We start from the raw sequence: 23,686 nt of genomic DNA on the forward strand, positions 1-23,686 counted from the left end.
ACCCATCAACCGAAAATAAAAAATCGGTATCAACAAACATGGCACACTATTGAGTTCTCAAACAACAGACCAGCAACCAGGCACCAACACCCGGAAACCGTGTCGAAAATTTTTTTGCCGCTCCGTACTCGCGATCTCTCGCTTTCCCCTCGGCGACCTCCTCAGCTTATCCCCATCTTCTCCGCTTTCCCAAATCTCTTTCCCGCCGCACATGGGCGGTGTTCTCTTCGGGAGAAGAAGTCGTGGATCTGCCGGATTCGGCGCCGTGGGCCGCGACGATCTCTCGTCACCGCCCTGAACAGCTCCACCAGCGTACCGGACCCTGCCCCTGGCACCAAGCCGACGTGCACCGCTCAGCGGTGATCGTTCTGGTGTTTCGAGGAGATCGGTCCGCCGGATTCGGCGTGGCCGTCCGGGGCGATCTCTCGCGTCCCTCGCGGCGACTCGGAATACATTACACACGCCTCCCGGGACCGTCAAAACCGGCTCCGCGCGGGCCTGGCCGCCCTGTCCGGCCCCTCCCGCCCGAGCCGGAGGGGGGCTGCCCGGGCAGCGGCAGCGGCAGTGCGTAGGCTGATGACACATCGATGCGCCGACCCGAAAGGACTGCAGATGAGCACCTCACCGGAAGAGCTGCCGGAGACCCCCGACACCTACGAGGGCGCCGCCGAGGTCGATCCCGAGCACTGGCGCGAGGATCCGCTGGTCGAGGCGGACGAGACCGGTGTGCAGGACGCCCGCGTGGATCCCGAGCACCCGGAGGTCCCCTCGGAGCAGGAGCTCCGGGACGAGACGGCCGAGGGCCGCTACGAGGCCGGTGACGAGCAGGTCCCGCCCGAGGAGCCCAGCATGGGCGAGGCGATCGCGGACCTCGACGTCCCCGAGGACCCCGCCTTCGAGGACGAGGTCGATCCGAGCAACGACTCGTTCCACGGCGGCGCCGATCTCTGAGCGCGCGCCCCGGCCGGAACGAGGACGGCGCCCCCTGCCGGCAGGGGGCGCCGTTCTCGTCCCCGGACCGGGAGTCCGCTTTCAGGCGAAGGCGGAGATCCCGGTGATGCTGCGCCCCACGATGAGGGCCTGCACGGTCTCGGTGCCCTCGTAGGTGTGCAGGGCCTCGATGTCGGCGAAGTGGCGGGCCACGCGGTTCTCGATCAGGATGCCGTTGCCGCCCAGGAGGTCCCGGGCGTTGGCCGCGATGGAGCGGGCGGCGCGCGTGGAGGTGTACTTGGCCAGCGACGCCTGCTCGGCGGTGAGCCGGCCGGCCTCCTCCCGCTCGGTCATCCGCGCCACGAGCAGCTGGATCTGGGTGAGCTCGCTGAGCATCCGGGCAAGGCGCTCCTGCACGATCTGCGAGGCGGCCAGCGGACGGCCGAACTGCACGCGCTGCTTGGCGTACTGCACCGCGGTCTCGTAGCAGGCCTGGGCGTGGCCCACGGCCCCCCAGGCCACGCTGATGCGGGTCGCGAACAGGACGTCGGCCGTGTTCCTGAAGGACTGTGCCGCGGGCAGCGCGTTCTCCTCGGGCACGAAGACGTTCTCGAACCGTAGGTGCGCCTGGTGGATCGCGCGCAGGGCGAGCTTGCCCCGGATCGTGGTGCCGGTGTAGCCCTCGCTCTCCTGCGGGACCACGAAGCCCCGGACCTGGCCGTCCTCGTCGGAGCGGGCCCACACCACGGTGATGCCGCCCATCGAGCCGTTGCCGATCCACTTCTTCTCCCCGTTGAGCACCCAGCCGCCGTCCACCGGGGTGGCCCGGGTCTCGAGGCTGACCGAGTCCGAGCCGTGGGTGGGCTCGGTGAGCGCGAACGCGCCGAGGAGCTCGCCCGTGGCCATCCGGGGCAGCCAGCGCCGCCGCTGCTCCTCGGAGCCGCACATGGCGATCGATCGCATCGCGAGCCCGCCCTGCACGCCCGAGACGGTCGCGATGGAGCCGTCGCCGCGGGAGAGCTCCATGCTGATCAGGCCCGCGGCGGTCTTGGACATCTCCTCGTACCCGTCCACGGCCACGCCGTCGCGCAGCAGGTCCAGCTCTCCGAGCCGGCGGACGAGGTCCAGGGAGTACTCCGAGCGGTCCCAGTGCTCGCCGATGACCGGCAGCAGGTCGTCCTGGACGAAGGCGCGGGCGCGCATCCAGTGCTCGCGGTCGGTGTCGGAGACCGCGTCGAAGGCCCCGGCGGCGTCGGTGTCGAGGGCCTGGTCGAGGACGTAGTCGGGCTCCACGGTGCCGGCGGGGAACAGGTCGGCGCCGGTCTCAGGGGTGGCGGTCATGGGAGGATCCTTCGTTCGGTGGGCGGGCGGGAGGGCGGAGCCGGGGTCAGTCCCGGTGGAAGCGGCGGCCGAGGACACGCTCGGAGGCGCCCGTGCGGTCGAGGTAGGGGGTGATCCCGCCCAGGTGGAAGGGATAGTTCGCGCCGAGGACCATGCACAGGTCCACGTCCTCGGGTCCGGCGACGACCCCCTCGTCGAGCATCGCGCCGATCTCCTCCGCCAGGGCGTCCTGGACCCGCACGAGCAGCTCCTCCGGGGAGGCCGGAGCGTCCGGGGCGTCGGCGGGGCGCTGCGAGCGGGTCCGTTCGAGCAGCCGGGCGGCGTCCGCGGCGAGGTAGCCGTCCGCGCCCGTCCCCGGGGCCTGCTCGGTGGGCAGCACGTGCGTCAGCCCGGCCTCGACCACCGCGTCCATCCAGGGGGACCGGGCGAAGCGCTCGGGGTAGGCCCCGTGCATCGTCCCGTCCACGTGGTGCAGCACGGCCGGGCCCACGAAGTCGAGCAGCCGCAGCGGGGTCATGGGCAGGCCCATCGGGTCCGGGGCGTGGTCGGCGGCCGAGACGTCCATGCCCGCGTCCACGGCCTGCACGATCACGTCGAACAGCCGGGTCAGCACCCGGTTGACCACGAAGCCGGGTGCGTCCTGGACCCGCACCGCCGTGCGCCGCAGCGCGGCAGCGAGTTCGAAGGCGGTCGCGAGGGCGGTGTCCCCGGTCCGCTCCCCGGCCACGATCTCGAGGAGCGGGGTGACCTCCACGGGGTTGAAGACGTGGAAGCCGACCACCCGCTCCGGGTGCCGGAGCCCCTCCGCCATGGCGGTGACCGACAGGGAGCTCGTGTTGGTCGCGAGCACGGCGTCCGGCCGCACGACCCGCTCCCACTGGGCGAAGACCTGCTTCTTCACGTCGAGGTCCTCGAAGACGGCCTCGATCACGAAGTCCGCGTCGGCGAGGTCCTCCGGCCCGGCAGCCCCCGTCACGAGGGCGCCGAGCTGCTCCGCCTGCTCCGCGCTGATCCGGCCCCTGGCCGCCTGGGCGGCGAAGCGCTCCCGGGTCCGGGCCACCCCGGCGGCGAGCCGGTCGTCGTCGAGGTCGGTCATGACCACGGGGATCCGGGCGCCGCTCGCGATCAGCGAGGCGAGCTGGCCGGCCATCAGCCCGGCGCCGATCACGGCGGCCTTGCGCAGGGGCACGGGCTCGGCGGCGGGCACGTCCGCGGCCTGCCGGGACCGTGCCGAGACGAGCTCGAACGCGTACAGGGAGGCCTTGGCCACGTCACCGCGGACGAGCTCGGCGAAGGCGGCCACCGCCTTCGCACCGTTCTCCGTGCGGGTCTCGGTCCGGGCGTCGGCCACGAGGTCGATGGCCGCCAGCGGCGCGGGCGCGGCACCGTGCCAGGTGCGTTCGGCACGGGCACGGGCCTGCGCCACGGCGTCGTCCCACTGCTGCGGCGCCGTGTCGCCGGGCGTGCCCGCACGACGGCGGGGCTCCCCGGCCTCGAGCGCGGCGAGCCGGCCCGCGACCCACTCCTGCCAGGCGGCCTCCCACTGAGGGGTCCCCGGGGCGGCGTCGAGCACCACGTCCACCAGGCCCAGCTCGAGGGCCTCCGCGGCCTTGGCGTTGCGGCCCCGCATCGAGTCGAAGACGATGACGCGCAGCGCCGCGGCCGGGCCCACCAGGTGCGGCAGCAGGTGCACGCCGCCCCACCCCGGGAAGAAGCCGAGCCGGCACTCGGGCAGCCCGAGGGGCCCGGTGCGCGGATGGGCCGCGCGGTAGTCCGTGTGCAGGGCGAGCTCCAGCCCGCCGCCCAGGGCCTGCCCCGTGAGCAGGGAGAACGTGGGCACGGTCGCCTCCGCGAGGATGCCGAAGGCGTCGTGGCCGAGCCCCACGTACCGGTCCGAGACGCCGGTGAGCTGGGCGTGCCGGATCTCCTTGAGGTCGGCGCCCGCGCCGAAGGAGCGGGCGTTGCCGGTGACCACGATGGCCTCGACGGCGGACTGGTCGATCGAGCCCAGGACCTCCTTGAGCTGCTCCAGGGCCTGGGAGCCCCAGATGATCAGACCGCCCGGCGGGGTGGAGTCCAGCCGCACGAGGGCGACGGGGGCGGAGCGGCCGGGCAGGACCAGCTGCTCGACGTCCACCGTGACGGTGGAGGGGAAGGACGGGGCGGCGGCGGGTGCCATGGGCGGACTCCTGACGAGAGGTGTGATCGCCACCACTCTGACTGATACCGAGTCTCAGGTCAAGCGATTGAGTCTCACGAACTTTCCGAAGGCCGACCCATTGCTTTGGCAAACAGATGGATATGCTCGCTCCACACGAGAAGGACGAGGCCCCACCATGACCACCCCCCTCCCCCGCGACGTCGCCGTCCTCCTGGACATGGAGAACCTCTTCGGCGGACACCACCGGGACGTGACCTCCGCTCCCGTGCGCGAGGTCGTCCGCGCGTCGGGCGAGTTCGTGCGCCGCCACGGTCTCGGCGGACTCGTCGCCTCGGCCCGCGCCTACTCCGACTGGAGCCGGCCCGAGATGGGCGCCTACCGCCGCGCCATGCTGGAGAGCGGCGTCGAACCCGTGCAGGTCTTCTCCTTCGGACAGGGCGTCAAGAACGCCGCGGACATGGAGATGGTGGTGGACGCGCTGCGGATCGCCGCCGACTGCCCGTGGGTGGGGGTATTCGTCCTGGCCACGGGGGATGCCGGCTTCGTACCCCTGGTGCGGCGGCTGCACGCCCTGGGCAAGCACGTCGTCCTGGTGAGCACCACGGGACCCGATGCAGGAGGCGTCAGCCCGCTCCTGCGGGCCGTGGTCGACCACCACCACGTCGTCGCGCTCCCGCAGGCCGGGACCTCGCCGGCGATCCGTGCGGTCCCCGCGGCCGGTGGCCCGCCCGCGGCGTCGCCTCCTCCGGCCTCGCCTCCTCCGGCCTCGGCGGGGCTCCACGAGTACCGGAGCGCCGCCCTCCGGCTCGTCGCCGAGAATCCCGCGGTGCTCGTCGACGGAGCGGTCCACGGCTCGCGCCTGGGCACCCTCCTGCGCCGGGCCGTGCCGCACCGCAGCTACACCGACTTCGGCTACCGCAGCCTCGCGAAGTTCGTCGAGGAGGGCTGCGGTCTCCGGTTCCACCGCCCCTGAGACCCGGACGCCCCCGGACGTGCCACGTGCGCCCCGCGCCGGATACGCTGACAGGTGATGATCGACGTGCTGCCCCCAGAGACCGAACGCCTCGCGTTCCGCCGCTTCGACGCCGCGGACCTCGACCCCATGCACTCCTACCAGAGCCGTGAGGACTACGCGCAGTACGCGTGGCGCGGCCCGCGCACCCGCGAGGAGTGCGAGCGCACCCTCGCCGAGAACAGCGGCATGCGCCCCTGGAGCCGGGACGGCGACCACGTGCGCTTCGCGGTCTCCCCCAAGGGCTCGCGCGAGCTGGCGGGCGAGGTGGTCCTGACCCTCACGGACGCGGCCGCCGCGCAGGTCGAGATCGGCTGGGTGGTCCACCCCGACCACGCGGGCCGGGGCATCGCCTCCGAGGCCGCCCGCGCCGCGATCGAGTTCGCGTTCGCGGAACTGGGCGCCCACCGGGTCTGCGCGAGCCTGGACGCCCTCAACGTCAGCTCCGCGAAGGTCTGCGAGCGCATCGGCATGCGCCTGGAGGCGACCCTGCGCGAGAGCCACCACCAGCTGGGCGAGTGGCGCGACGAGCTCGTCTACGCGATCCTCGCCGACGAGGTCTGAGTCAGCCCAGGGCGTCCCGCACGGACGCGAGGATCTCCTCCGTCTCCGCCCCGGGGTCCAGGACGGTGACGACGACGGCGGGGCGCGCGGGCGGCCGGGCCACGCCGTCGTCGTAGCCGGCGAGGAGGGTGCGCGCGAGCCGCTCCAGCTGGGCCGCGAGCTCGGCCGAGGGGTCGGTGTCCGGGGCGCGCAGCCAGGCGCGCAGGGCCGCGTTGTGCACCGCCACGGCGGCCGCGGACAGCGCCGTGGCGAGGGTCGCCCGCCCCGGTGAGTCGGGCAGCGCGGAGCGCAGGTAGCGCTGCAGGACCCGTTCGTAGCGGTGGGACGTGATGAGCTCCCGGTCCCGGAGCTGGGGGACCTGCCGGAGCAGGGCGTTGCGGGCCAGGGCGCGCTCGCGGTGGTCGAGGTGGTGGCGGAAGACCAGCAGCACGCCCTCCCGCAGCGCCACGGCCGGGTCCGCACCGGGTTCGCCGGCCGCGCGGGCCAGCTGCTGCTCGAGGCGCTCGAGGTTCGCGGCGTGGTCCGCGAACACGATGTCCTCCTTGGACCCGTACTTGCGGAAGAACGTGGCCCGGCTGATCCCCGCGGCCAGCGCGAGCCGGTCCACGGTCGTGGCCTCCCAGCCCTGCTCCGCGAGCAGCCGGATCGAGCCGGTCACGACGTCCGGGGCGGCCCGGGGGGTCTCGGTCATGGGTTCCTCCTCCCCCCGATCGTAGACGCCGCGCCCGGCGGCCACGGCGGCCACGGCGGCCGGGCGGGACTCAGCCCGCGGCGCGGTCGGCGTTGGCGTGGATCGCGTCGCGGACGTACTGCGCGAGGCCGGGCTCCAGGTCCTCGTAGGTCTTCGCGAACCGGGGGTCCGTCACGTACATGTCCCCCAGGGCCCGGTGGAACTCGGGCGAGAGGTCGTAGAAGCACTCGTGGATCTGACGCCGGGCGGCCTCGGCGGCGTCCGTCGCCGGGGCCGAGTCCGCGGGCAGCCCGGCGCGCTTCGCCTCGACGAACCGCTGGTTGATCGCCGCCGTCCCGGCCGCGATCCGCCGCCAGTCCTCCGCGTCGTAGCCGGCCGTGCGCCGGCGGGACTGCTGCCACGCCTCGGTGTCGCCCCAGCGGCGCTCGGCCTCGGCCGCGTGCTCGTCGCTGAAGCCCTCGCCGAAGAGCTCGCGGCGCTCCTCCGGGGTCGGCTCGGTTCCGGTCATCTCTCGCTCCAGTGCTCGGTCGATCGCTGTGACGAGCTCGGCCAGCTCGGCCTGTCTCGCCAGGACGGACTCGCGCTGCCGGCGCAGGTGCGCCAGCACGGCCCCGGGGTCCTCCGCGGCCAGCAGCTCCGCGATGCGCTCGAGCGGGAAGCCGAGCCGGCGGTAGACCACCACGTGCCGCAGCCGGAGCAGGTCGTCCTCCGTGTAGAGGCGGTATCCGCCCGGCGAGCGTTCGCTCGGGCGGAGCAGGCCGATGTCGTCGTAGTGGTGCAGCGTGCGCACGGTGACGCCGAAGCGCTCCGCGACCTGCCCCACGGTGAGGGTCCCGTCCGCCGTCACGGGTCGTCGTCCGTCCATGTCCTCCACCATCGGCCCTCCCGCCGCGTGAGGGTCAAGCCCGCGCCGCGCTCAGCCCGCGAAGGGCAGCACGGGCAGGCCGGGGACCTCGACCCGGACGGCGAACAGGGACCCGGCGGCGGGGTCCTCGTCCGCGGCGAGGTTCTCCCGCGACGTGGTGACGTAGAGGGTGCGCAGATCCTCCCCGCCGAGGCAGCACGCCGTGGTCTGGCGCGCGCCCACCTCCACCACGGTGTCCAGGGCGCCGTCCGCCGTGTAGCGGTGGACCTGGCCGGCACCGTGGAGCGCCACCCAGACCGCGCCCTCCGAGTCCACGGTCAGCCCGTCGGGGTGGACGTCCCCGTGCTCGAGCTCGGGCACCACGAAGGTCCGGCGGTGGTGCAGCCCCTCCGCCTCCGACCAGTCGAGGACGTCGACCTTCCCGATGGGCGTGTCGTTGTAGTAGGCCCGGCCGCCGTCCGGGGACCAGCCGATCCCGTTGGAGACGGTGACGCCCTCCAGGACCGGCTCCCAGCGCAGGTCCGGGTGCACGCGGTAGAGCGCGGCCGCCCCCTCGGCCTGGTCCCAGGCCATGGAGCCGACGTAGAAGGAGCCGTCCGGGCCCGCCCCGCCCTCGTTCATCCGGACCGCCCCGGGCTGCCAGAACGGCTCGGCCGGGTGGACGGTCCCGTCCGGGTCCTCGAGGGCCACCCCGGTCTCGACCGCCAGCACCGCGCCTCCGGTCGCACGCGGTCGCACGCAGGCCACCACGTCCCCGACGTGCCGGCGGAGCACCTCCCCGTCCGCACCGAGGGACAGGACGTCGCCGGCGAGCATGTCCACCCAGCGCAGCCCGCCCCAGGACTCCGACCAGCACGGCCCCTCGCCGTGGTAGGTGACGGAGTCGGTGATCCGCTCGGCGCGCAGCCGCCGCACCGCCACCTCAGCGGTCCTTCCCGTGCACCGCGGGCAGGGCCGTGGTGGGGATCCGGTCCCGGTCGTAGGTGATCTCGGTGTAGCCGTGCGGGGCGGGCTTCCCCTCCCGGTCGAGGTTCACGAAGACGATCTTGTCGATGCTGAGGATGAGGTCCCGGGTGATCATGTTGCGCACCTGGGCGCGCATGGTCAGGGACGTGCGGCCGAACGCCGTGGCGGTCAACCCCATCTCGATGATGTCGCCCTGCTCGGCGGAGCTCACGAAGTTGATCTCCGACATGTACTTCGTCACCGCGCGCCGGTTGCCGAGCTGGACGATCGCGTAGATCGCGGCCTCCTCGTCGATCCAGCGGAGCAGGCTCCCGCCGAACAGGGTCCCGTTGGCGTTGAGGTCCTCCGGCTTGACCCACTTGCGGGTGCGGAAGGTGATGTCCTGGGTCGTCATGTCCCCACGATACTGAGGACGGGCCTGCCGCGCCCCGTCGGCTACAGCTCCACGGTGCCGCGGACCACCGGGGTGACGTGCCCGCCGATCCACACGGTCTGCGCGTCCCGTTCCACCAGCACCCGCCCGGTGCGCCCGAGCACCGTGCCCTGGGCGGCGACGTAGCGGTCCGGGGCCCACCCGTGGTCCGTGAGCCACCGGGCCAGGCCCGCGTTGAGGCTGCCGGTGACCGGGTCCTCCACGACCCAGTCGCCCACGAAGGCCCGCACCTCGACCGCGCACTCCGCTCCCTGCGGGTGGGACCCGACCACGCCGAGCTTGAGCCCCGCCATGGCGGACCAGTCCGCCCGGATCCTCAGGACGGCCTCCGCGTCGGCCACGCGCACCCCGATCCAGCCGGGACCGTTGTCCACCCACGAGACGTCCAGCAGCTCGGCGGGCGCCAGCCTCAGGGACCGTGCCACCCGGTCCAGCAGCCCGGGGTCCAGCACGGGCTCGTAGCGCAGCAGGGGCGGGGCGGCGAACGAGAGCCGGTCCTCCCCGCGCCGGACGGGCACGAGTCCCACCGCGCACTCCTGCACGATGTCCTCGCCGGCGGGCTCCCCGCCGAGGGAGAGCCAGGCGGAGGCGGTTCCCAGCGTGGGGTGCCCCGCGAAGGGCAGCTCCCCGCCGGGCGTGAAGATCCGCACCCGGTAGTCGGCGCCCGGGGCGGAGGGCTCGAGCAGGAACGTGGTCTCGGACAGGTTGGTCCAGCGGGCGAAGCGCGCCATGGTGTCCTCGTCCAGGGCGTCGGCCCCGTGCACGACGGCGAGCGGGTTCCCGCCCAGGGGCGCGGCGGAGAAGACGTCCACCCAGCTGATCGCGTGGCTCGTCATGGTCTCAGAGCACCGGCCCGCGCGGGTTCCCGGCGGCCCGGGGGCGGCCGGCCCGCTGCACCGGCCGGTCCGCCGTCCCGCCGCGCGCCGCCGCCCGGTCCTGCCGCAGCCTGCGCACCACCATGCCGATCAGCACGGAGCCCACGGTGCTCAGCACCAGGGGCAGCACCGCGCTGCGCTGCTGGCTGTTGTCGTACATGCCGGTCCTCCTGCCGGAAGGCGACGCCGGGCGTCGTCGGGTTCGGTGCCAGGAATCCTACGCACCGTCCGGCGGCTCCGGCCACACCCCGGAGCTGCCGCGGCGGTGGCTGCCGAGCAGGTGCGTGTCGACGATCCCGACCGCCTCCATGAGCGCGTACATCGTGGTGGGTCCCACGAAGCGGAACCCCCGGGACCGCAGGGCCCGGGAGAGGGCCTCGGACTCCGGTGAGCGGGTCGGCACCTCCTCCGCCGTGCGCGGGCGCGGGGTCCGCTCGGGGCGGAAGGACCACACGAGCCGGGCCAGACCGCCCTCGGCGCGCAGGGCCACGGTGGCACGGGCGTTGCCGACGGCGGCCTCGATCTTGCCCCGGTGGCGCACGATCCCGGCGTCCCCCAGGAGCCGGTCCACGTCGGCCGCCCCGAAGCCGGCGACCGTGTCCGGGTCGAAGTCCGCGAAGGCGGCGCGGAAGGCGGGCCGCTTGCGCAGGATGGTGGCCCAGGACAGCCCGGACTGGAAGCCCTCGAGGCAGATCCGCTCGTAGAGTCCCCGCTCGTCGCGCACGGGGACGCCCCACTCGGTGTCGTAGTAGGACCGCAGGAGGGGGTCCGCCGCCGCCCAGACGGGCCGGGCGAGCCCGTCCTCGCCGAGCACGAGGCCGCGCCCGGCGGCAGGTCCGGTGGTGGGGTCCGGGGAGGAGCTCATGCCGAGCATCGAACCACACCCGGGGCCTCCGGCACACCCGGCCTCCTTACCCCCAGGGGTATAGGATGGCGGGCATGCACCCGACGACCCCCGCCCCGGACCGGCGCGCCCTCCAGCGGAGGGTGGTCCGCGTCCTGGCCCTCGGCCAGGTCCTCGGCGGACTGGGGGTCGGGGCGACCCTGGCCCTCGGGGCCCTCCTCGTCACCGAGGTCTCCGGCTCCTCGGCGTGGTCCGGGATGGCCGCGACCATGAACACCCTGGGCGCGGCGCTGCTCGCCGTCCCCCTCGCCCGGCTCGCCCAGGCCCGCGGCCGGCGGATCTCCCTGAGCACCGGGGCGCTCACCGCCATGGCCGGCGCCTCGACCACCATCGGCGCCGCCGTCCTCTCGAGCTTCCCCCTGCTGCTGGTGGGCCTGGCCCTGCTCGGCGCCGGCTCGGCCCTGAACCTGCAGTCCCGGTTCGCGGCGACCGACCTCGCCGCGGACGACACCCGCGCCCGGGACCTGTCCCTGGTGGTGTGGTCCACGACGATCGGCGCGGTGCTGGGCCCCAACCTCTTCGAGCCCGGGGAGCTGATCGGACGGGCCCTGGGCCTGCCCGAGCTCACGGGCGGGTTCGTCATCGCCCTCGTGGCGCAGGCCTTCGGCGCCCTCGTCTACCTCACGGCCCTGCGCCCCGACCCGCTGCTGCTGGCCGTGGCCGACGGGGAGGCCGCGGGCCGGGACCGCCCCTCCCGGGCGGGCGGGCTGGCCGTGCTGCGGGCCTCCCCGCGCGCCCGCCGCGCCGTGCTCACCGTGGCGCTGAGCCACGCCGTGATGGTGGCGCTGATGTCCATGACACCCGTGCACCTCACGCTCCACGGGGCGACGCTGAGCGTCGTGGGCCTGACCATCAGCCTGCACGTCGCCGGGATGTACGCCCTCTCCCCCGTGTTCGGCCGGCTCGCGGACCGGTGGGGCCGCCGCCCCACGGTGCTGCTCGGGCAGGCACTGTTCGTGGTGTCCCTCGTGCTGTCCTGGGCCGGCTCGGTGTCCCCGGTGCTGGTGACGGTGAGCCTGGTCCTGCTCGGTCTCGGCTGGTCCGCCTCGACGGTGGCGGGCTCCACGCTCGTGGCCGAGGCGGTCCCGCCCGCCGAGCGGCCGAAGCTGCAGGGCGTCTCGGACCTGTTCATGAATCTCGCCGGCGCCACCGGCGGCGCGCTCGCCGGACCGGTCCTGGCGCTGATCGGCTTCGACGGGCTCAGCGCGGCGCTGCTGGTGCTCGTGGCGGTCGTGGTGCTCTCACACGGGGGCCGGGGCCAGCGGGATGCGGGCGCCGACGCGCCGGCCGCCGTCCGCGGGGCCCGCCGCTAGCTCCCCGCCCAGGAGCTGCACGCGCTCGCGCAGTCCCGGCAGCCCCAGGGCGCCAGGCCGCGGACCTCGGCCGAGAGGACGGTCCGGACCGGCCGGCGGGCCCCGCAGGCCGGACCGGACGGACGTCACTGCAGGACCGGCAGCTGCAGCGGGTAGCGGTAGACCTCCCCCTTGTTGGCCTTGAGCACGGCCAGGACGTGGCACACGACGAGCAGGACCGCGGCCACGATCCACAGCACGACGGCCACGGGGATGAGGATCACGGTGAACAGGCACACCCACGCGGCCACGTTGAGCAGCCACATGGACAGGTTGAAGTTGAACGACCCGGCCGAGGTGGCGCGCAGGAACGGGTTCTTCTCCCGGTAGACCAGCCAGACGACGAGCGGCCCCGCGAAACCGAGCCACCCGACGGAGACCAGCGCGCCGACCAGACCGGACAGGTGGGTGAGGACCGCGATGGTGCGGTCGTCGCCCTGCACCCGGTACTGGGGACGGGGTGCTGACGGTGGAAGGTAGGACATCGGGTTCTCCTGGTCGGCAGGGGCGGAACCGGTCACGGACCCCGGTGCCGCGGGCGCCGGATCGGCGCGGTGCTGCCAGCGTATCGGTGCCGTGGCGGGCCCGGTATGGGGGATGACCGCACCGGTGGCGGCGGTTCCCCGCCGTGCCCCGCCCTCGTCTACGATTCTCGGCAGATCCGTTCCCGGCCCGCCGTCCGCCGGCCCCGTCCCGAGGGAGACCCGTGGCACCGCAGCTGCGACCCAACAAGTACGCCTACCGGGCGATCGTGCTCGCCGGCCTCGCCGCGGTGAAGCTGTTCCGCGTGCCCCTGCTGGTCTCCGGCGAGGAGCACCTGCCCGCCGACCAGGTGGTCCACGGCCTGGACCGGGAGGTCCGGCCGGGCCGGGGCGCGGTCGTGGCGGTGACCCACTTCGGCTACCTCGACTTCGTCTTCGCGCAGCTGGTGGTCTGGCGCCGGCTGCGGGCCCACTCGCGCTTCCTGATCACCCGCAAGCACACCGGCAGCGCGTTCGTCACGGCGGTGTGCCGGCTGTGCGACCACGTGGTCGTCGACCGCGCCGACGGCGCCCCGGCCTACGCGGAGGCGGTGGCGAAGCTGGCGCGCGGCGAGTTCCTCGCCGTGTTCCCCGAGGGCGGGGTGAGCCGCAGCTGGACGGTGCGCCCCCTGCGCACCGGCGCCGTGCGCATGGCCGCCGAGACCGGCACCCCCGTGATCCCGGTGTCCGTGTGGGGCGGGCACCGGATGCTCACGCGGGGCCGCGGCGGGATCCGGCTGCGGGACGTGTGGCGCACCCCGGTGCGCGTCCACGTCGGGCCCGCGCTGCGCGTGGCGCCGGACGAGGACGCCCGCGCCGCGAGCGCACGCCTGCGCACCGTGCTGCAGGAGGGGATCGACCGCTGCATCGAGGACTACCCCGTCACCCCGGAGGACGGCTCCTGGTGGATGCCGGCGGACCGGGGCGGGAGCGCGATCACGGTCCAGGAGCAGGTCGAGGCCGACGCCCGGGAGCGGGAGGCCTACAAGCGGACCGGCTGATCCGCCGGCTCAGCGGAACCCGGCGCGCAGGACCAGTTCGAGCTCGAACCGGTGCCGGGGGTCCTGGAGGGAGTCTCCGAAGACCTCCCGCAGCTGGTTCACCCGGTACCCGACCGTCTGCTCGTGGATGTTAAGCTCGGCGGCCATCGCCGCCCGCTGCCCGTGGTGCTCGAGCCAGCACAGCAGAGTGGTGGCCAGCCGCTCCCGCTGCCCGGGCTTCAGCTCGGCCAGCGGGGCCAGGCGCTGTGCGGCGAGGTCCTCGACCACGCTGCGCTCGGCGTGCAGGACGAGCTCCACGAGGTGCTCGGAGACCCACAGCGGCCCGCCGTCGGCCGGTTCCTCCCGCTGCAGCAGGTCACGGGTCAGCACCGCCAGGCGCAGGGAGTCCGGGGCCGCGTACCACGGGCGGCCCGGGCCGATCACCGCGCCGCGGCCGGTGAGCGCGCGCGCCAGTTCCCTGCGGGCCGTCGGCGAGGCCGGCTCCGGGACCACCGCCACCACGTCCCCGGGCCGGGACGTGAGCAGCGCCCGCTCCCCGAGGCGGGAGCGCAGCCCCACCCTCCGGTCGGCGGCCAGCGTCACCACGGCCACCCGGTCCGGCACCGGCCACCCCGCGGCGGCCGCCGCGGTGCGCACCGCGTCCTCCGCCACGTGGCCGCGCACCAGCATGTCCGCGAGCGCGTCCAGCAGCCGGTCCCGCTCCCCCGCCCGCTCGGACTGCTCCAAGGCGTAGCCCTCGGCGCTGGCCGCGGAGAGCTCCTCGATGTAGGCGAAGACGGACTCCGCGAGACCGATCAGCACGGAGGCCTCGAACCCGGCGTCCATGGCCACGCGGGAGAGCGAGCGCAGCGTGGTGCGGGCCCCCGAGCGGTAGGCCGCGAAGAGCGCGTCCATCGGCCGGCCCTCCCGCACCTCGCCGCGGCCGAGGCCCTCGTAGACCCGGCGGTCGTCGCCCATGAGCGCCGGCTGGTGGGTGCCCGGCAGCTGCAGGAACCGGGTCAGGGCCACCTCCACCCCGCGCCGGATGCTGTCGCCGAACAGCCCTTCCAGCGGCCGGGCGTAGACCGGGACGTCGAGCCGCACGGCGTCCAGGAGCTCCTCCGTGACGTCGGGCAGGTGCGGGACGAGCAGCGGGGTGAGCGCCGGGGGGAGGGAGGTCCACGGCAGCTCGCGGTCCGTCCGGCCGATCTCCGGCCGCGCGGGCTCCGCCGTCCGGTCCATCTGGTCCACGGTCCCCTGCTTTCATGTCGACAGCACAAATTCTCTGGGGAAAGAGTACGCGACAGGACGAGAACTGCCGCCGGAATTGGGGCACAGTGATTAGGTGCCCCAATTGCGACTGTTCACCCGCCTGGCCTCGGCCTTCACCACCCCGCGCTCCCCCCAGGACTTCCTGCGGCTCGTCGACCCCCTCGCCAGCGCCCGCCAGCTGCGCGGCCTGGTGACCTCCGTGCAGCCCGAGACCGCGGACTCCGTGACCATCCGCTTCCGTCCCGGCCGCGGCTGGAACGCGCACGAGGCCGGCCAGTGGGCCCGGATCGGCGTGGAGATCGACGGGGTGCGGCACTGGCGCTCCTACTCGCTCAGCACGGGCGCCGGGCAGGACCCGGCCATCACGGTGACGGCGATGGGCAAGGTCTCCACCGCCCTGGTCCGCGGCACCCGTCCCGGTGACGTCCTGTTCCTCGCCCCGCCCGAGGGCGACTTCGTCCTGCCCGAGAGCCCGCGGCCGCTGCTGATGCTCACCGCCGGCAGCGGGCTGACCCCCGTCATGTCGATGATCCGCACCCTCGTGCCCCGCCGCGCGGACGCCGACCTGGTGCTCGTGCACTCCTCGCGCTCCCCGGAGGACTCGCTCTTCCGCGAGGAGCTGCTGGAGCTCGCCGACCAGTTCCCCGGGTTCCGCCTGGTGCAGTGGTTCACCGGGGAGCGCGGGCGCCGCCTCGACCTCGCGTCCACCGCCGACCTCGACACCGCGTGCCCCGACTGGCGCGAGCGGGCCGCGTACGCGTGCGGCCCCGCCGAGTTCCTCGACGCCGCCGAGGCGCTCTGGAACCGTGCGGAGGGCGAGCTGCGGGTCGAGCGCTTCGCCGCCGTGGTGGCCCCCGGCTCCGGCGGGGAGGGCGGGCGCGTGACGTTCGAGAAGTCCGACACGGAGGTCGAGGCCGACAGCGCCACCACGCTCCTGGCCGCCGGCGAGAACGCCGGCCTGATGATGCGCAGCGGCTGCCGGATGGGCATCTGCCACGCCTGCGTGACCCCGCTGCTGTCCGGGCAGGTCCGCGACACCCGCACCGGTGAGGTCCACGGCGAGCCCGGCCACCTCGTCCAGACCTGCGTGTCCACGGCCGCCGGTCCCGTCAGCCTCGACGCCTGACCCGCACGCCCCGCACTCGTTCCCCGACCCCGTTCCGAAAGGACCGACACCATGACGATCGTCACCCCCTTCCTGCTCGACGCGGGCCGCCCCACCGCGTCGGTCAAGCCCTCCGCCGCCGCCCACCTCTCCGACGAGCAGGTCGAGGAGCTGGGCCGCGAGCTCGACGCCCTCCGCGAGTCGGTGATCGCCAGCCGCGGGGCGAAGGACGCGGCCTACATCCGCCGCGTCATCACCACGCAGCGCTCCCTCGAGCTGGCCGGGCGCGCCACGCTGCTGCTCGCCAAGCACAAGCCCGCCTGGGTCGCCGGCACCGGCATGCTGACCGTCGCCAAGATCCTGGAGAACATGGAGATCGGCCACAACGTGCTGCACGGGCAGTGGGACTGGATGCGTGATCCCGACATCCACTCCACCACCTGGGAGTGGGACTTCGTGACCCCGTCCCGGGCGTGGCAGCACACGCACAACGACCTGCACCACACCTGGACCAACGTGGTCGGCAAGGACCGGGACGTCGGGTACACCATCCTGCGCATGGACGAGGACCAGGAGTGGACTCCCCGGAACCTCGGCAACCCGATCTACAACGCGCTGCTCGCCCCGGTCTTCGAGTGGGGGATCGCGATCTACGACCTCGAGCTCGACGAGTACCGCGAGGGCCGCAAGCCGAAGTCCGAGCTCAAACGCGGGCTGAAGGCCCTCGGCGCGAAGTTCCTGAAGCAGGCCGCGAAGGACTACGCGGCGACCCCCGCCGCCGCGGCCCTCGCCGGCTCCGGGAAGCATGCCCTGGCCGCGACCCTGACCGCCAACGCCGCCCGGAACATCTGGGCGCACGCCGTGATCTTCTGCGGTCACTTCCCCGCCGGGGCGGACACGTTCACCGAGGCCCAGATCGAGGGCGAGACCCGCGGCGACTGGTACGTGCGGCAGATGATCGGCTCGGCCAACATCTCCGGGTCGAGGCTGATGCACCTCATGACGGGCAACCTGTCCTTCCAGATCGAGCACCACCTGTTCCCGGACCTGCCCTCGAACCGCTACGCCGAGGTCGCCGTCAAGGTGCGCGAGATCTGCGAGCGCTACGAGCTGCCCTACACCACCGGGCCCCTGCCGAAGCAGGTCGCCTCCGCGTGGGCGAAGGTGTTCCGCCTGGCCCTGCCCTGATCCGTCCCCGCACGACGACGCGCCGAACGGCCGCGATGCTCCGGCACGCGGCCGTTGCGCGTCCCGGGACCCGGGCGGCTGCGCGTGCCGGGGCGGAGCCCGCGGCACGGACAGGACCGGGGCCGGGCTCCTGTCGGGCGGCGTTGGTAGGCTCGCGGGACCCGCACGAAAGGCAGGCCATGAGCTCTCCCCAGCGCGTTCTCATCACCGGAGCCACCGGTTACATCGGAGGGCGCCTGGCGCCCCGGATGCTGGAGGCCGGGCACGCCGTGCGCGTGGCCGTCCGCTCCCCCGGCAAGCTGCGCTCCGTCCCGTGGCGGGACGGGGTGGAGGTCGCCGAGACGGACCTCAACGACCTCGACGGGATGACCACCGCGTGCCAGGACGTGCACACGCTGTACTACCTGGTGCACTCGATGGGCGGTTCCCGGCACTTCGAGGAGGAGGAGGCCGAGATGGCCCGCACCGTGGCGCGGGCCGCCGAGCGGGCCGGGGTGCGGCGCATCGTCTACCTCTCCGGCCTGCACCCCGAGGGCGTGGAGCTCTCCCAGCACATGCGCTCCCGGGTGCGGGTGGGCGAGATCCTGCTCGAGGGCTCCGTACCGGCGGTCGTGTACCAGGCCGGTGTGGTGATCGGCTCCGGCTCGGCGTCCTTCGAGATGATCCGGCACCTGGGCGACACCCTGCCGGTCATGCCGGCGCCGTCCTGGGTGACCAACAGCATCGAGCCCATCGCCGTCCGGGACGTGCTCTACTACCTGATCCACGCGATGGACCTGCCGGAGGGGCTCAACCGCACCTTCGACATCGGCTCCCGCGACGTCATGACCTACGCGGACGCCATGCGCACCTACGCGCGGGTCGCCGGGCTGCGCCGCCGGGTGGTCTTCCACTTCCCCCTGCCCGCGCCCCGGCTGTCCGGGTTCTGGGTGGGCATGGTGACCCCGATCCCGCTGGGGCTGGCCGTCCCGCTCGTGCAGTCCCTGCAGCACGACGCCGTGTCCGGGGAGCACGACATCGACGACTACGTCCCGCAGCCCCCGGAGGGGCTGGCCGGCTACCGCCGGGCGGTGGCCCTCGCGCTGAAGAAGATCGAGGACAACTCCGTGGAGACCACGTGGGACGTCCACTACAGCTCCTCCGAGGCCGCCGCCGACCCGTTGCCCTCGGACCCGGAGTGGGCGGGGCGCACGGTGTTCGTGGACGAGCGCAGCCGCACCGGCCCGGCCCGGCCCGAGCAGGTGTGGCGGGTCATCGAGTCCATCGGCGGGCGCAACGGCTGGTACTCCCTGCCCCTCGCGTGGCAGGTCCGCGGGCTGATGGACAAGCTCGTGGGCGGAGCCGGGCTGAACCGCGGCCGCCGCGACGCCACCGACCTGCAGGTCGGCGAGTACGTGGACTGGTGGCGCGTCGAGGACATGGAGGAGGGGCACAAGCTGCTCCTGCACGCGGAGATGCGCGCCCCGGGCCGGGCGTGGCTCGAGCTGTCCGTGGAGCCGGAGGGCGAGGGCAGCCGGTACCGGCAGCGGGCCATCTTCTTCCCCCGCGGCCTGCCGGGACGGCTGTACTGGTGGGGGGTGTGGCCCTTCCACGGGTTCATCTTCCCGTCCATGGCCCGCAACATCCTCGCCACCGCCGCCGCGCTGGACGAGCCGGCCGCCGGCGCGGCGGACCCGGACGCGGTGGACGGGCCCGGTGCGGCGGACCCGGCGGCGCAGGCCGCCGGGCGGATCAGCCCTGCCGGGGGGACCCCGGGCCGCGGCTGAGTCCCTCCGGGCCCACCACGGGGCGGGGACCGGGACGGCCCCACTCGCTCCAGGAGCCGTCGTAGACCACGACGTCCTCGCGGCCGGCCAGGTGCGCGCCGAGCGCGAGCACGCAGGCGGTCAGGCCCGACCCGCAGCTGGTGACGATCCGCTGCCCCTCGGGCACGGCCGCCGCGATCCGCTCCCGCAGCTGCGCCGGCGGCAGCAGCCGCCCGTGCGCGTCCTGCAGCTCGGTGTAGGGCAGGTTGACCGCTCCCGGCATGTGCCCGGGGCGCAGCCCCGGGCGCGGCTCGGGCTCGGTGCCCGCGAACCGGCCGGCGGAGCGGGCGTCCAGCACCGTGGCGGACGGGTCCGCCAGTGCGCGGGCGACGTCCTCCGCCCCGGCGAACCGGCCCGGCCGGGGCACGAGCTCCACGTCGCCGGGCTCGGCGGGCGGCGCGGCGTGCGTCCCAATGGGCCGCCCCTCGGCCGCCCACGCCGGCAGGCCCCCGTCGAGGACGGCGACGCGCTCGAAGCCCCCGCCCCGGAGCAGCCACCAGACGCGGGCCGAGGCGAAGACGCCCTTGCCGTCGTAGGCCACGACCGTGCTCGTGCACGAGATGCCGAGCGCGCGCGCCGCGGCGGTCAGCTGCTCCGCGGTGGGCGCCGTGTGCGGCAGCTCCGAGGCCGGGTCCGAGAAGGGCCCGTCCAGGTCCAGGAGCAGCGCGCCGGGCAGGGCCTCCTCGGTCCGGTTGAGGGCGGAGCTCGCGTCCACGAGCACGAGCCGGGGGTCGTGGAGGTGCTCGGCCAGCCACTGCGTGCTCACCACGGGTCCGGGGAGCTCGAGCGGTGCGGTGGCGTCGGCGGCGCGGCTGCTGAGGTCCATGCGCCCCAGACTAGGACGGATCCGCCGCGGTGTCGTCCGGGGGCGTGCTCCGTCCGGTCCTCGGATCCGGTGCCCGGCGGGGGACGTGTCGAGGACCCTGGAGGTGCGGAGCGCTGCCGCGGGCCGGCGGGTACGCGGCGATGGACACCGGCCGCCGGTGCCCTCCGTGACCGGCGCCCCGGTAGCCTGGGCGGGTGGCCGACTCGCTCCGACAACGCGTCCTCGAGGGTGTCCGCGGCCTGGCGCCGGGGTACTTCGCCCTCGTCATGGCCAGCGGCATCCTCTCGGTGGGGTTGCAGATGCAGGGTTTCGCCGGGCTGTCCGCGGCCCTGCTCGGCGTGTGCGCGGGGAGCTGGGCGGTGCTGTGCCTGCTCACCGTCTGGCGGTTCGCCGCCTTCCGGCGGGAGTTCGTCGTGGAGTTCCTGGACCCCCGGCGCGCGTTCGGCTTCTTCACCTTCGTGGCCGGCACGAACGTGCTGGCGACCCGGCTGACGACGACGGGCTGGCACGGCGCCACGGCCGTGCTGCTCGGGCTCGCGGGCGCGGTCTGGCTGGTGCTGGGCTACGTGGTCCCGTGGAGCGCGGTGCTCTCCCGGCGCACCCGGCCCGTCGTCAGCACCGCCAACGGCACCTGGTTCATCTGGGTGGTGGCCAGCCAGTCCGTGGCCGTGGCCGCCGCGGCCCTGGACCCCGTGGCCGGCAGCGAGGCCGGCCGGCACGTGCTGTCCGTCGTCGCCGTCGCCTCCTGGTCCGTGGGGCTGTTCCTCTACGCCGCTGCGGGAGTGCTCGTCACCCTGCGGATGATGCTCTACCCGCTGCGCCCGGTCGACCTGACCCCGCCCTACTGGGTGGCGATGGGGGCGTGCGCCATCACGGTGCTGGCGGCCTCGCGGATCGTGGAGATGTCCGACACCCCGATGGTCGCGGTGGTCCGCGGGCTGGTGGCCGGTCTGGGGGTGGTGTTCTGGGCGTTCGCCACGTGGCTGATTCCTGCCCTGGTGGCCGCGGGGTGGTGGCGCCACCGCGTGCACGGGGTCCCGCTGCGCTACGAGTCCTCGCTGTGGAGCGTGGTCTTCCCGCTGGGGATGTACGCCGTGGCCGGCATCTACCTGGGGCGCGCGGACGACCTGCCGCTCGTGGGGCTGGTCGGGGCAGCCTGGCTGTGGGTGGCTCTGGGCGCCTGGGCCGTGGTGTTCACCGCCATGGTCGCGCACCTGGCCCGGCGGCTGCTCCTCGGCCGGCGGGGCCCTGCCCCCGCCTGGCCGGAGGCGGACCCGGCCGGCGCCCCGGCCGGGTCCGGCGACCCGGACACGACCCGCTGAGCCGCGCGGTGCCGGCTGACCGGGCGGAGCCGGACCGTCAGGCGGAAAGCGCGCGCTCGAGGTCCTCGAGCTGGTCCTCGACGTCCTCGATGCCCACCGAGAGCCGCACCAGGTCCACGGGCACGGCCAGCGCGGTGCCCCGCACGGAGGCGTGCGTCATCTCGGAGGGGTAGCAGATCAGGGACTCCACCCCGCCCAGGCTCACGGACAGCGAGTACAGCCGGGTGCCCTCCGCCACCGCCCGGGCCGCGGCCTCCCCGCCGGTCAGCCGGAAGGAGACCATGCCGCCGGGCCCGCGCATCTGCGCGGCCGCGAGCGCGTGCCCGGGGTGCCCGGGCAGGCCGGGGTAGAGCACCTGGGACACCTCCGGGCGCTCCAGCAGCCACTCGGCGATCCGCTGCGCGTTGTCCTGGTGGCGCTCCATCCGCAGCCCGAGGGTCTTGAGCCCGCGGGCGGCCAGGTAGCTGTCCTGGGGGCCGGCCACGGCCCCGGCGGCGAACTGCTGGAAGCCGACCGTCTCCGCGAGCGGGGCCCCGCGCCACTCGGCCGTCCCGACGACCACGGCGCCGCCGAGCACGTCGGAGTGCCCGCCGATGTACTTGGTGGTGGAGTGCACCACGGCGTGCGCGCCGAGCTCCAGGGGGTTCTGCAGGTACGGGGACGCGAAGGTGTTGTCGACGACGAGCAGCGCCCCGGCGTCCCGGGCCAGCTGCGCCCAGGCCGCGACGTCGGCGATGCCGAGCAGCGGGTTGGACGGCGTCTCGAGCCACAGCACCCGGGTGGCGCCGGGACGCACCGCCGCGCGGACGTCGTCGAGGTCGGTGGTGTCCACCGCGGTGTGGGTGATCTCCCAGGGGGCGAGCACCGTGGTGATCAGCCGGTTGGTGCCGCCGTATCCGTCGGCCCCGAGCACGACGTGGTCGCCCGGGCGCAGGACCGCGCGCAGCAGGGCGTCCTCGGCGGCGATCCCCGAGGCGAAGGCGAACCCGCGCTCGCCCCGCTCCAGGGCCGCGAGCTGCTCCTCGAAGCCGCTGCGGGTGGGGTTGGAGCCGCGGCTGTACTCGTGGCCCGCGCGCAGCACGTTGATGCCGTCCTGGGCGAACGTGGAGGTCTGGTAGATGGGCGGGATGACCGCCCCGGTCAGCGGGTCCGGCTCCTGGCCGGCGTGGACGGCGGTGGTCGTGAACCCGCGGGGACGGGTGCGGGTCTCGGTGGCGGAGGTCATGGCGGGGCTCACTTCCGGGTGGTCTGGACGGTGTCGAGGGCCTGGCCGAGGTCGGCCACGAGGTCCTGCGGGGACTCGAGGCCCACGGACAGCCGGATCGTGGTCTCGGCGATCCCGCCGGCCCGGCGCTGCTCGGGGGTCAGGCGGCAGTGCGTCATGGCCGCGGGGTGGGCCACGAGGCTGCGGGTGTCCCCGACGTTGGCGACCAGCTTGAACAGCCGCAGCGCGTCGATGAACGGTCCCACGGCCGCGGCCGGGGCGGCGAGGTCGAAGGAGAACACGGAGCCGGTGCCGCGGGGGAAGTCCCGGGCCGCGATCCCCGCGCCGGGGTCCCCGGGCACGCCGGGGTGGTGGACGCGGGCGACGGCGGGGTGTCCGGTCAGGAACTCGGCCACCGCGAGGGCGGAGGCCGTGTGCCGGGCCACCCGCAGCTCGAGGGTCTCGGTGCCCTGCAGGATCTGGGCGGCGTTGAACGGGGAGAGCGTGGTGCCGAGGTCGTGCACGTACTTGGCCCGGACCAGGTGCAGGTAGGGGCTCGCCCCGGCGCACTTCTCGGCCAGGCTCAGCCCGCCCCAGCGGGCGCGGGCCTGCGTGAACTGCGGCCACCTGCCCGGCCGCGCGGACCAGTCGAAGGTCCCGCCGTCCACGACCGCCCCGGCGAGCGCGTTGCCGTGCCCGCCGAGGAACTTGGTGGCGGAGTGCACCACGATGTCGGCGCCCTTCTCGAGGGGCCGGTACAGGGCCGGGGAGGCGAGGGTGTTGTCGACGACGACGGGCACCCCGGCCGCCCGGGCGACGTCGGCGATCCCGGGCAGGTCCGGGAGGGTGGCCAGCGGGTTGCCGATGGACTCGAGCAGGAACGCCCGGGTGTCGGGGCGCACGGCCGCCGCCCACGCCCCCGGCGTCGTGGGGTCCGTGAACGTGACCTCGATGCCGCAGTCGGCGAACGAGTCGGTGAGCAGGTCCACCGTCCCGCCGTAGAGCTTCTCGGAGGCCACGAGGTGCTTGCCGGCGCCCTGGCCGAGCAGGGCGAGCAGCGCCACCGCCACGGCGGACTGCCCGGAGCCGGTCGCCACGGCGCCCACGCCGCCCTCGAGGTCGCTGATCCGCTGCTCGAGCACCGCGACCGTCGGGTTGCCCGTGCGGGTGTAGGTGAAGCCCGGCCGGGTCTGGGCGAACATCTGCCGCGCGGCCTCGTAGTCGGGGAACTCGTACGCCGCGGACTGGTAGATCGGGACCGTGAGGGTGCGCTGGGCGAGCTGGTCGTGGGTGCCGGCGTGGATCTGCCGGGTGGCGAGGTCGTGATCGGTCACGGGGACGGACATGGCGCTTGCTCCTGTGCCTTGCT

The 23,686-nt window shown here is 74.3% G+C and carries 23 protein-coding genes; 9 read left to right on the forward strand and 14 right to left on the reverse strand.

Annotation, left to right across the window (positions count from 1 at the left end; genetic code table 11):
• The first annotated feature begins 612 nt into the window (after positions 1-612).
• Positions 613-951, forward strand: a complete 339-nt coding sequence (locus tag QYM41_RS14330) for a hypothetical protein (protein WP_368800453.1) — start codon at positions 613-615, stop codon at positions 949-951.
• Positions 952-1,032: 81 nt separating this feature from the next.
• Here the strand turns inward: QYM41_RS14330 and QYM41_RS14335 are convergent, their stop codons facing one another.
• Positions 1,033-2,271, reverse strand: a complete 1,239-nt coding sequence (locus tag QYM41_RS14335; RefSeq protein ID WP_368800454.1) for an acyl-CoA dehydrogenase family protein — start codon at positions 2,269-2,271, stop codon at positions 1,033-1,035.
• Positions 2,272-2,317: 46 nt separating this feature from the next.
• Complete coding sequence (locus tag QYM41_RS14340) at positions 2,318-4,450, reverse strand: 3-hydroxyacyl-CoA dehydrogenase NAD-binding domain-containing protein (protein WP_368800455.1); 2,133 nt, start codon at positions 4,448-4,450, stop codon at positions 2,318-2,320.
• Between the two features lie 157 nt (positions 4,451-4,607).
• Here QYM41_RS14340 and QYM41_RS14345 point away from each other — a divergent pair, with 157 nt between their 5' ends.
• Together QYM41_RS14345 and QYM41_RS14350 are read left to right on the forward strand one after the other, a co-directional pair.
• Entirely contained in the window at positions 4,608-5,405 is a 798-nt protein-coding gene (locus tag QYM41_RS14345) for an NYN domain-containing protein (protein WP_368800456.1), read from the forward strand.
• 57 nt (positions 5,406-5,462) lie between these two features.
• Entirely contained in the window at positions 5,463-6,008 is a 546-nt protein-coding gene (locus QYM41_RS14350; RefSeq protein ID WP_368800457.1) for a GNAT family N-acetyltransferase, read from the forward strand.
• 1 nt (position 6,009) lies between these two features.
• Here QYM41_RS14350 and QYM41_RS14355 read toward each other — a convergent pair whose 3' ends face one another.
• The 7 genes from QYM41_RS14355 to QYM41_RS14385 form a co-directional block, all read right to left on the reverse strand.
• Positions 6,010-6,699, reverse strand: a complete 690-nt coding sequence (locus tag QYM41_RS14355) for a TetR/AcrR family transcriptional regulator (protein ID WP_368800458.1) — start codon at positions 6,697-6,699, stop codon at positions 6,010-6,012.
• A gap of 70 nt (positions 6,700-6,769) precedes the next feature.
• A complete protein-coding gene (locus tag QYM41_RS14360) occupies positions 6,770-7,564 on the reverse strand; it encodes a MerR family transcriptional regulator (protein WP_368800459.1) in 795 nt (264 codons plus the stop codon).
• Between the two features lie 51 nt (positions 7,565-7,615).
• Entirely contained in the window at positions 7,616-8,485 is an 870-nt protein-coding gene (locus tag QYM41_RS14365) for an SMP-30/gluconolactonase/LRE family protein (protein WP_438612601.1), read from the reverse strand.
• 1 nt (position 8,486) lies between these two features.
• Positions 8,487-8,924, reverse strand: a complete 438-nt coding sequence (locus QYM41_RS14370; RefSeq protein WP_368800460.1) for an acyl-CoA thioesterase — start codon at positions 8,922-8,924, stop codon at positions 8,487-8,489.
• A gap of 41 nt (positions 8,925-8,965) precedes the next feature.
• Complete coding sequence (locus tag QYM41_RS14375) at positions 8,966-9,799, reverse strand: PhzF family phenazine biosynthesis protein (protein ID WP_368800461.1); 834 nt, start codon at positions 9,797-9,799, stop codon at positions 8,966-8,968.
• A 4-nt stretch (positions 9,800-9,803) separates the two neighbouring features.
• Complete coding sequence (locus QYM41_RS14380; RefSeq protein ID WP_368800462.1) at positions 9,804-9,998, reverse strand: hypothetical protein; 195 nt, start codon at positions 9,996-9,998, stop codon at positions 9,804-9,806.
• Positions 9,999-10,055: 57 nt separating this feature from the next.
• On the reverse strand, positions 10,056-10,712 hold the full coding sequence (locus QYM41_RS14385; RefSeq protein ID WP_368800463.1) for a DNA-3-methyladenine glycosylase I: 657 nt from the start codon (positions 10,710-10,712) through the stop codon (positions 10,056-10,058).
• A gap of 56 nt (positions 10,713-10,768) precedes the next feature.
• Here QYM41_RS14385 and QYM41_RS14390 point away from each other — a divergent pair, with 56 nt between their 5' ends.
• The gene (locus QYM41_RS14390; protein WP_368800464.1) at positions 10,769-12,055 is read left to right on the forward strand and encodes an MFS transporter; all 1,287 of its coding nucleotides are present in this window, start codon (positions 10,769-10,771) and stop codon (positions 12,053-12,055) included.
• A 125-nt stretch (positions 12,056-12,180) separates the two neighbouring features.
• Here the strand turns inward: QYM41_RS14390 and QYM41_RS14395 are convergent, their stop codons facing one another.
• The gene (locus QYM41_RS14395; RefSeq protein WP_368800465.1) at positions 12,181-12,579 is read right to left on the reverse strand and encodes a DUF4870 domain-containing protein; all 399 of its coding nucleotides are present in this window, start codon (positions 12,577-12,579) and stop codon (positions 12,181-12,183) included.
• 221 nt (positions 12,580-12,800) lie between these two features.
• Here QYM41_RS14395 and QYM41_RS14400 point away from each other — a divergent pair, with 221 nt between their 5' ends.
• Entirely contained in the window at positions 12,801-13,616 is an 816-nt protein-coding gene (locus QYM41_RS14400; protein ID WP_368800466.1) for a lysophospholipid acyltransferase family protein, read from the forward strand.
• 9 nt (positions 13,617-13,625) lie between these two features.
• Here QYM41_RS14400 and QYM41_RS14405 read toward each other — a convergent pair whose 3' ends face one another.
• Entirely contained in the window at positions 13,626-14,837 is a 1,212-nt protein-coding gene (locus QYM41_RS14405) for a PucR family transcriptional regulator (RefSeq protein WP_368800509.1), read from the reverse strand.
• A 103-nt stretch (positions 14,838-14,940) separates the two neighbouring features.
• Between QYM41_RS14405 and QYM41_RS14410 the strand changes: the two genes are divergently transcribed.
• The 3 genes from QYM41_RS14410 (at position 14,941) to QYM41_RS14420 (ending at position 18,926) form a co-directional block, all read left to right on the forward strand.
• Positions 14,941-15,993, forward strand: coding sequence for a ferredoxin reductase (locus QYM41_RS14410; protein ID WP_368800467.1), 1,053 nt, complete (start codon positions 14,941-14,943; stop codon positions 15,991-15,993).
• A gap of 51 nt (positions 15,994-16,044) precedes the next feature.
• Entirely contained in the window at positions 16,045-17,160 is a 1,116-nt protein-coding gene (locus QYM41_RS14415; protein ID WP_368800468.1) for a fatty acid desaturase family protein, read from the forward strand.
• Positions 17,161-17,339: 179 nt separating this feature from the next.
• Positions 17,340-18,926: an SDR family oxidoreductase gene (locus QYM41_RS14420; RefSeq protein WP_368800469.1), complete on the forward strand. Its 1,587-nt coding sequence runs from the start codon at positions 17,340-17,342 to the stop codon at positions 18,924-18,926.
• On the opposite strand, the gene QYM41_RS14425 is transcribed toward QYM41_RS14420, so the two are convergent.
• Complete coding sequence (locus QYM41_RS14425) at positions 18,892-19,791, reverse strand: sulfurtransferase (protein ID WP_368800470.1); 900 nt, start codon at positions 19,789-19,791, stop codon at positions 18,892-18,894. The two genes, QYM41_RS14420 and QYM41_RS14425, sit on opposite strands and share 35 nt — an antisense overlap.
• Before the next feature lie 194 nt (positions 19,792-19,985).
• On the opposite strand from QYM41_RS14425, the gene QYM41_RS14430 reads away from it, so the two are divergent.
• Positions 19,986-21,113, forward strand: coding sequence for a tellurite resistance/C4-dicarboxylate transporter family protein (locus QYM41_RS14430; protein ID WP_368800471.1), 1,128 nt, complete (start codon positions 19,986-19,988; stop codon positions 21,111-21,113).
• A 37-nt stretch (positions 21,114-21,150) separates the two neighbouring features.
• Here QYM41_RS14430 and QYM41_RS14435 read toward each other — a convergent pair whose 3' ends face one another.
• Both QYM41_RS14435 and QYM41_RS14440 read right to left on the reverse strand, forming a co-directional pair.
• Positions 21,151-22,338 carry a cystathionine gamma-synthase gene (locus QYM41_RS14435; protein ID WP_368800472.1) on the reverse strand — a complete coding sequence of 396 codons (1,188 nt, stop codon included), beginning with the start codon at positions 22,336-22,338 and terminating at the stop codon, positions 21,151-21,153.
• A gap of 8 nt (positions 22,339-22,346) precedes the next feature.
• The gene (locus tag QYM41_RS14440; RefSeq protein WP_368800473.1) at positions 22,347-23,663 is read right to left on the reverse strand and encodes an O-acetylhomoserine aminocarboxypropyltransferase/cysteine synthase family protein; all 1,317 of its coding nucleotides are present in this window, start codon (positions 23,661-23,663) and stop codon (positions 22,347-22,349) included.
• Positions 23,664-23,686 lie beyond the last annotated feature (23 nt).

The sequence above is a fragment of the Kocuria oxytropis genome (genome assembly GCF_040981195.1).
Taxonomy (GTDB): domain Bacteria; phylum Actinomycetota; class Actinomycetes; order Actinomycetales; family Micrococcaceae; genus Kocuria; species Kocuria oxytropis.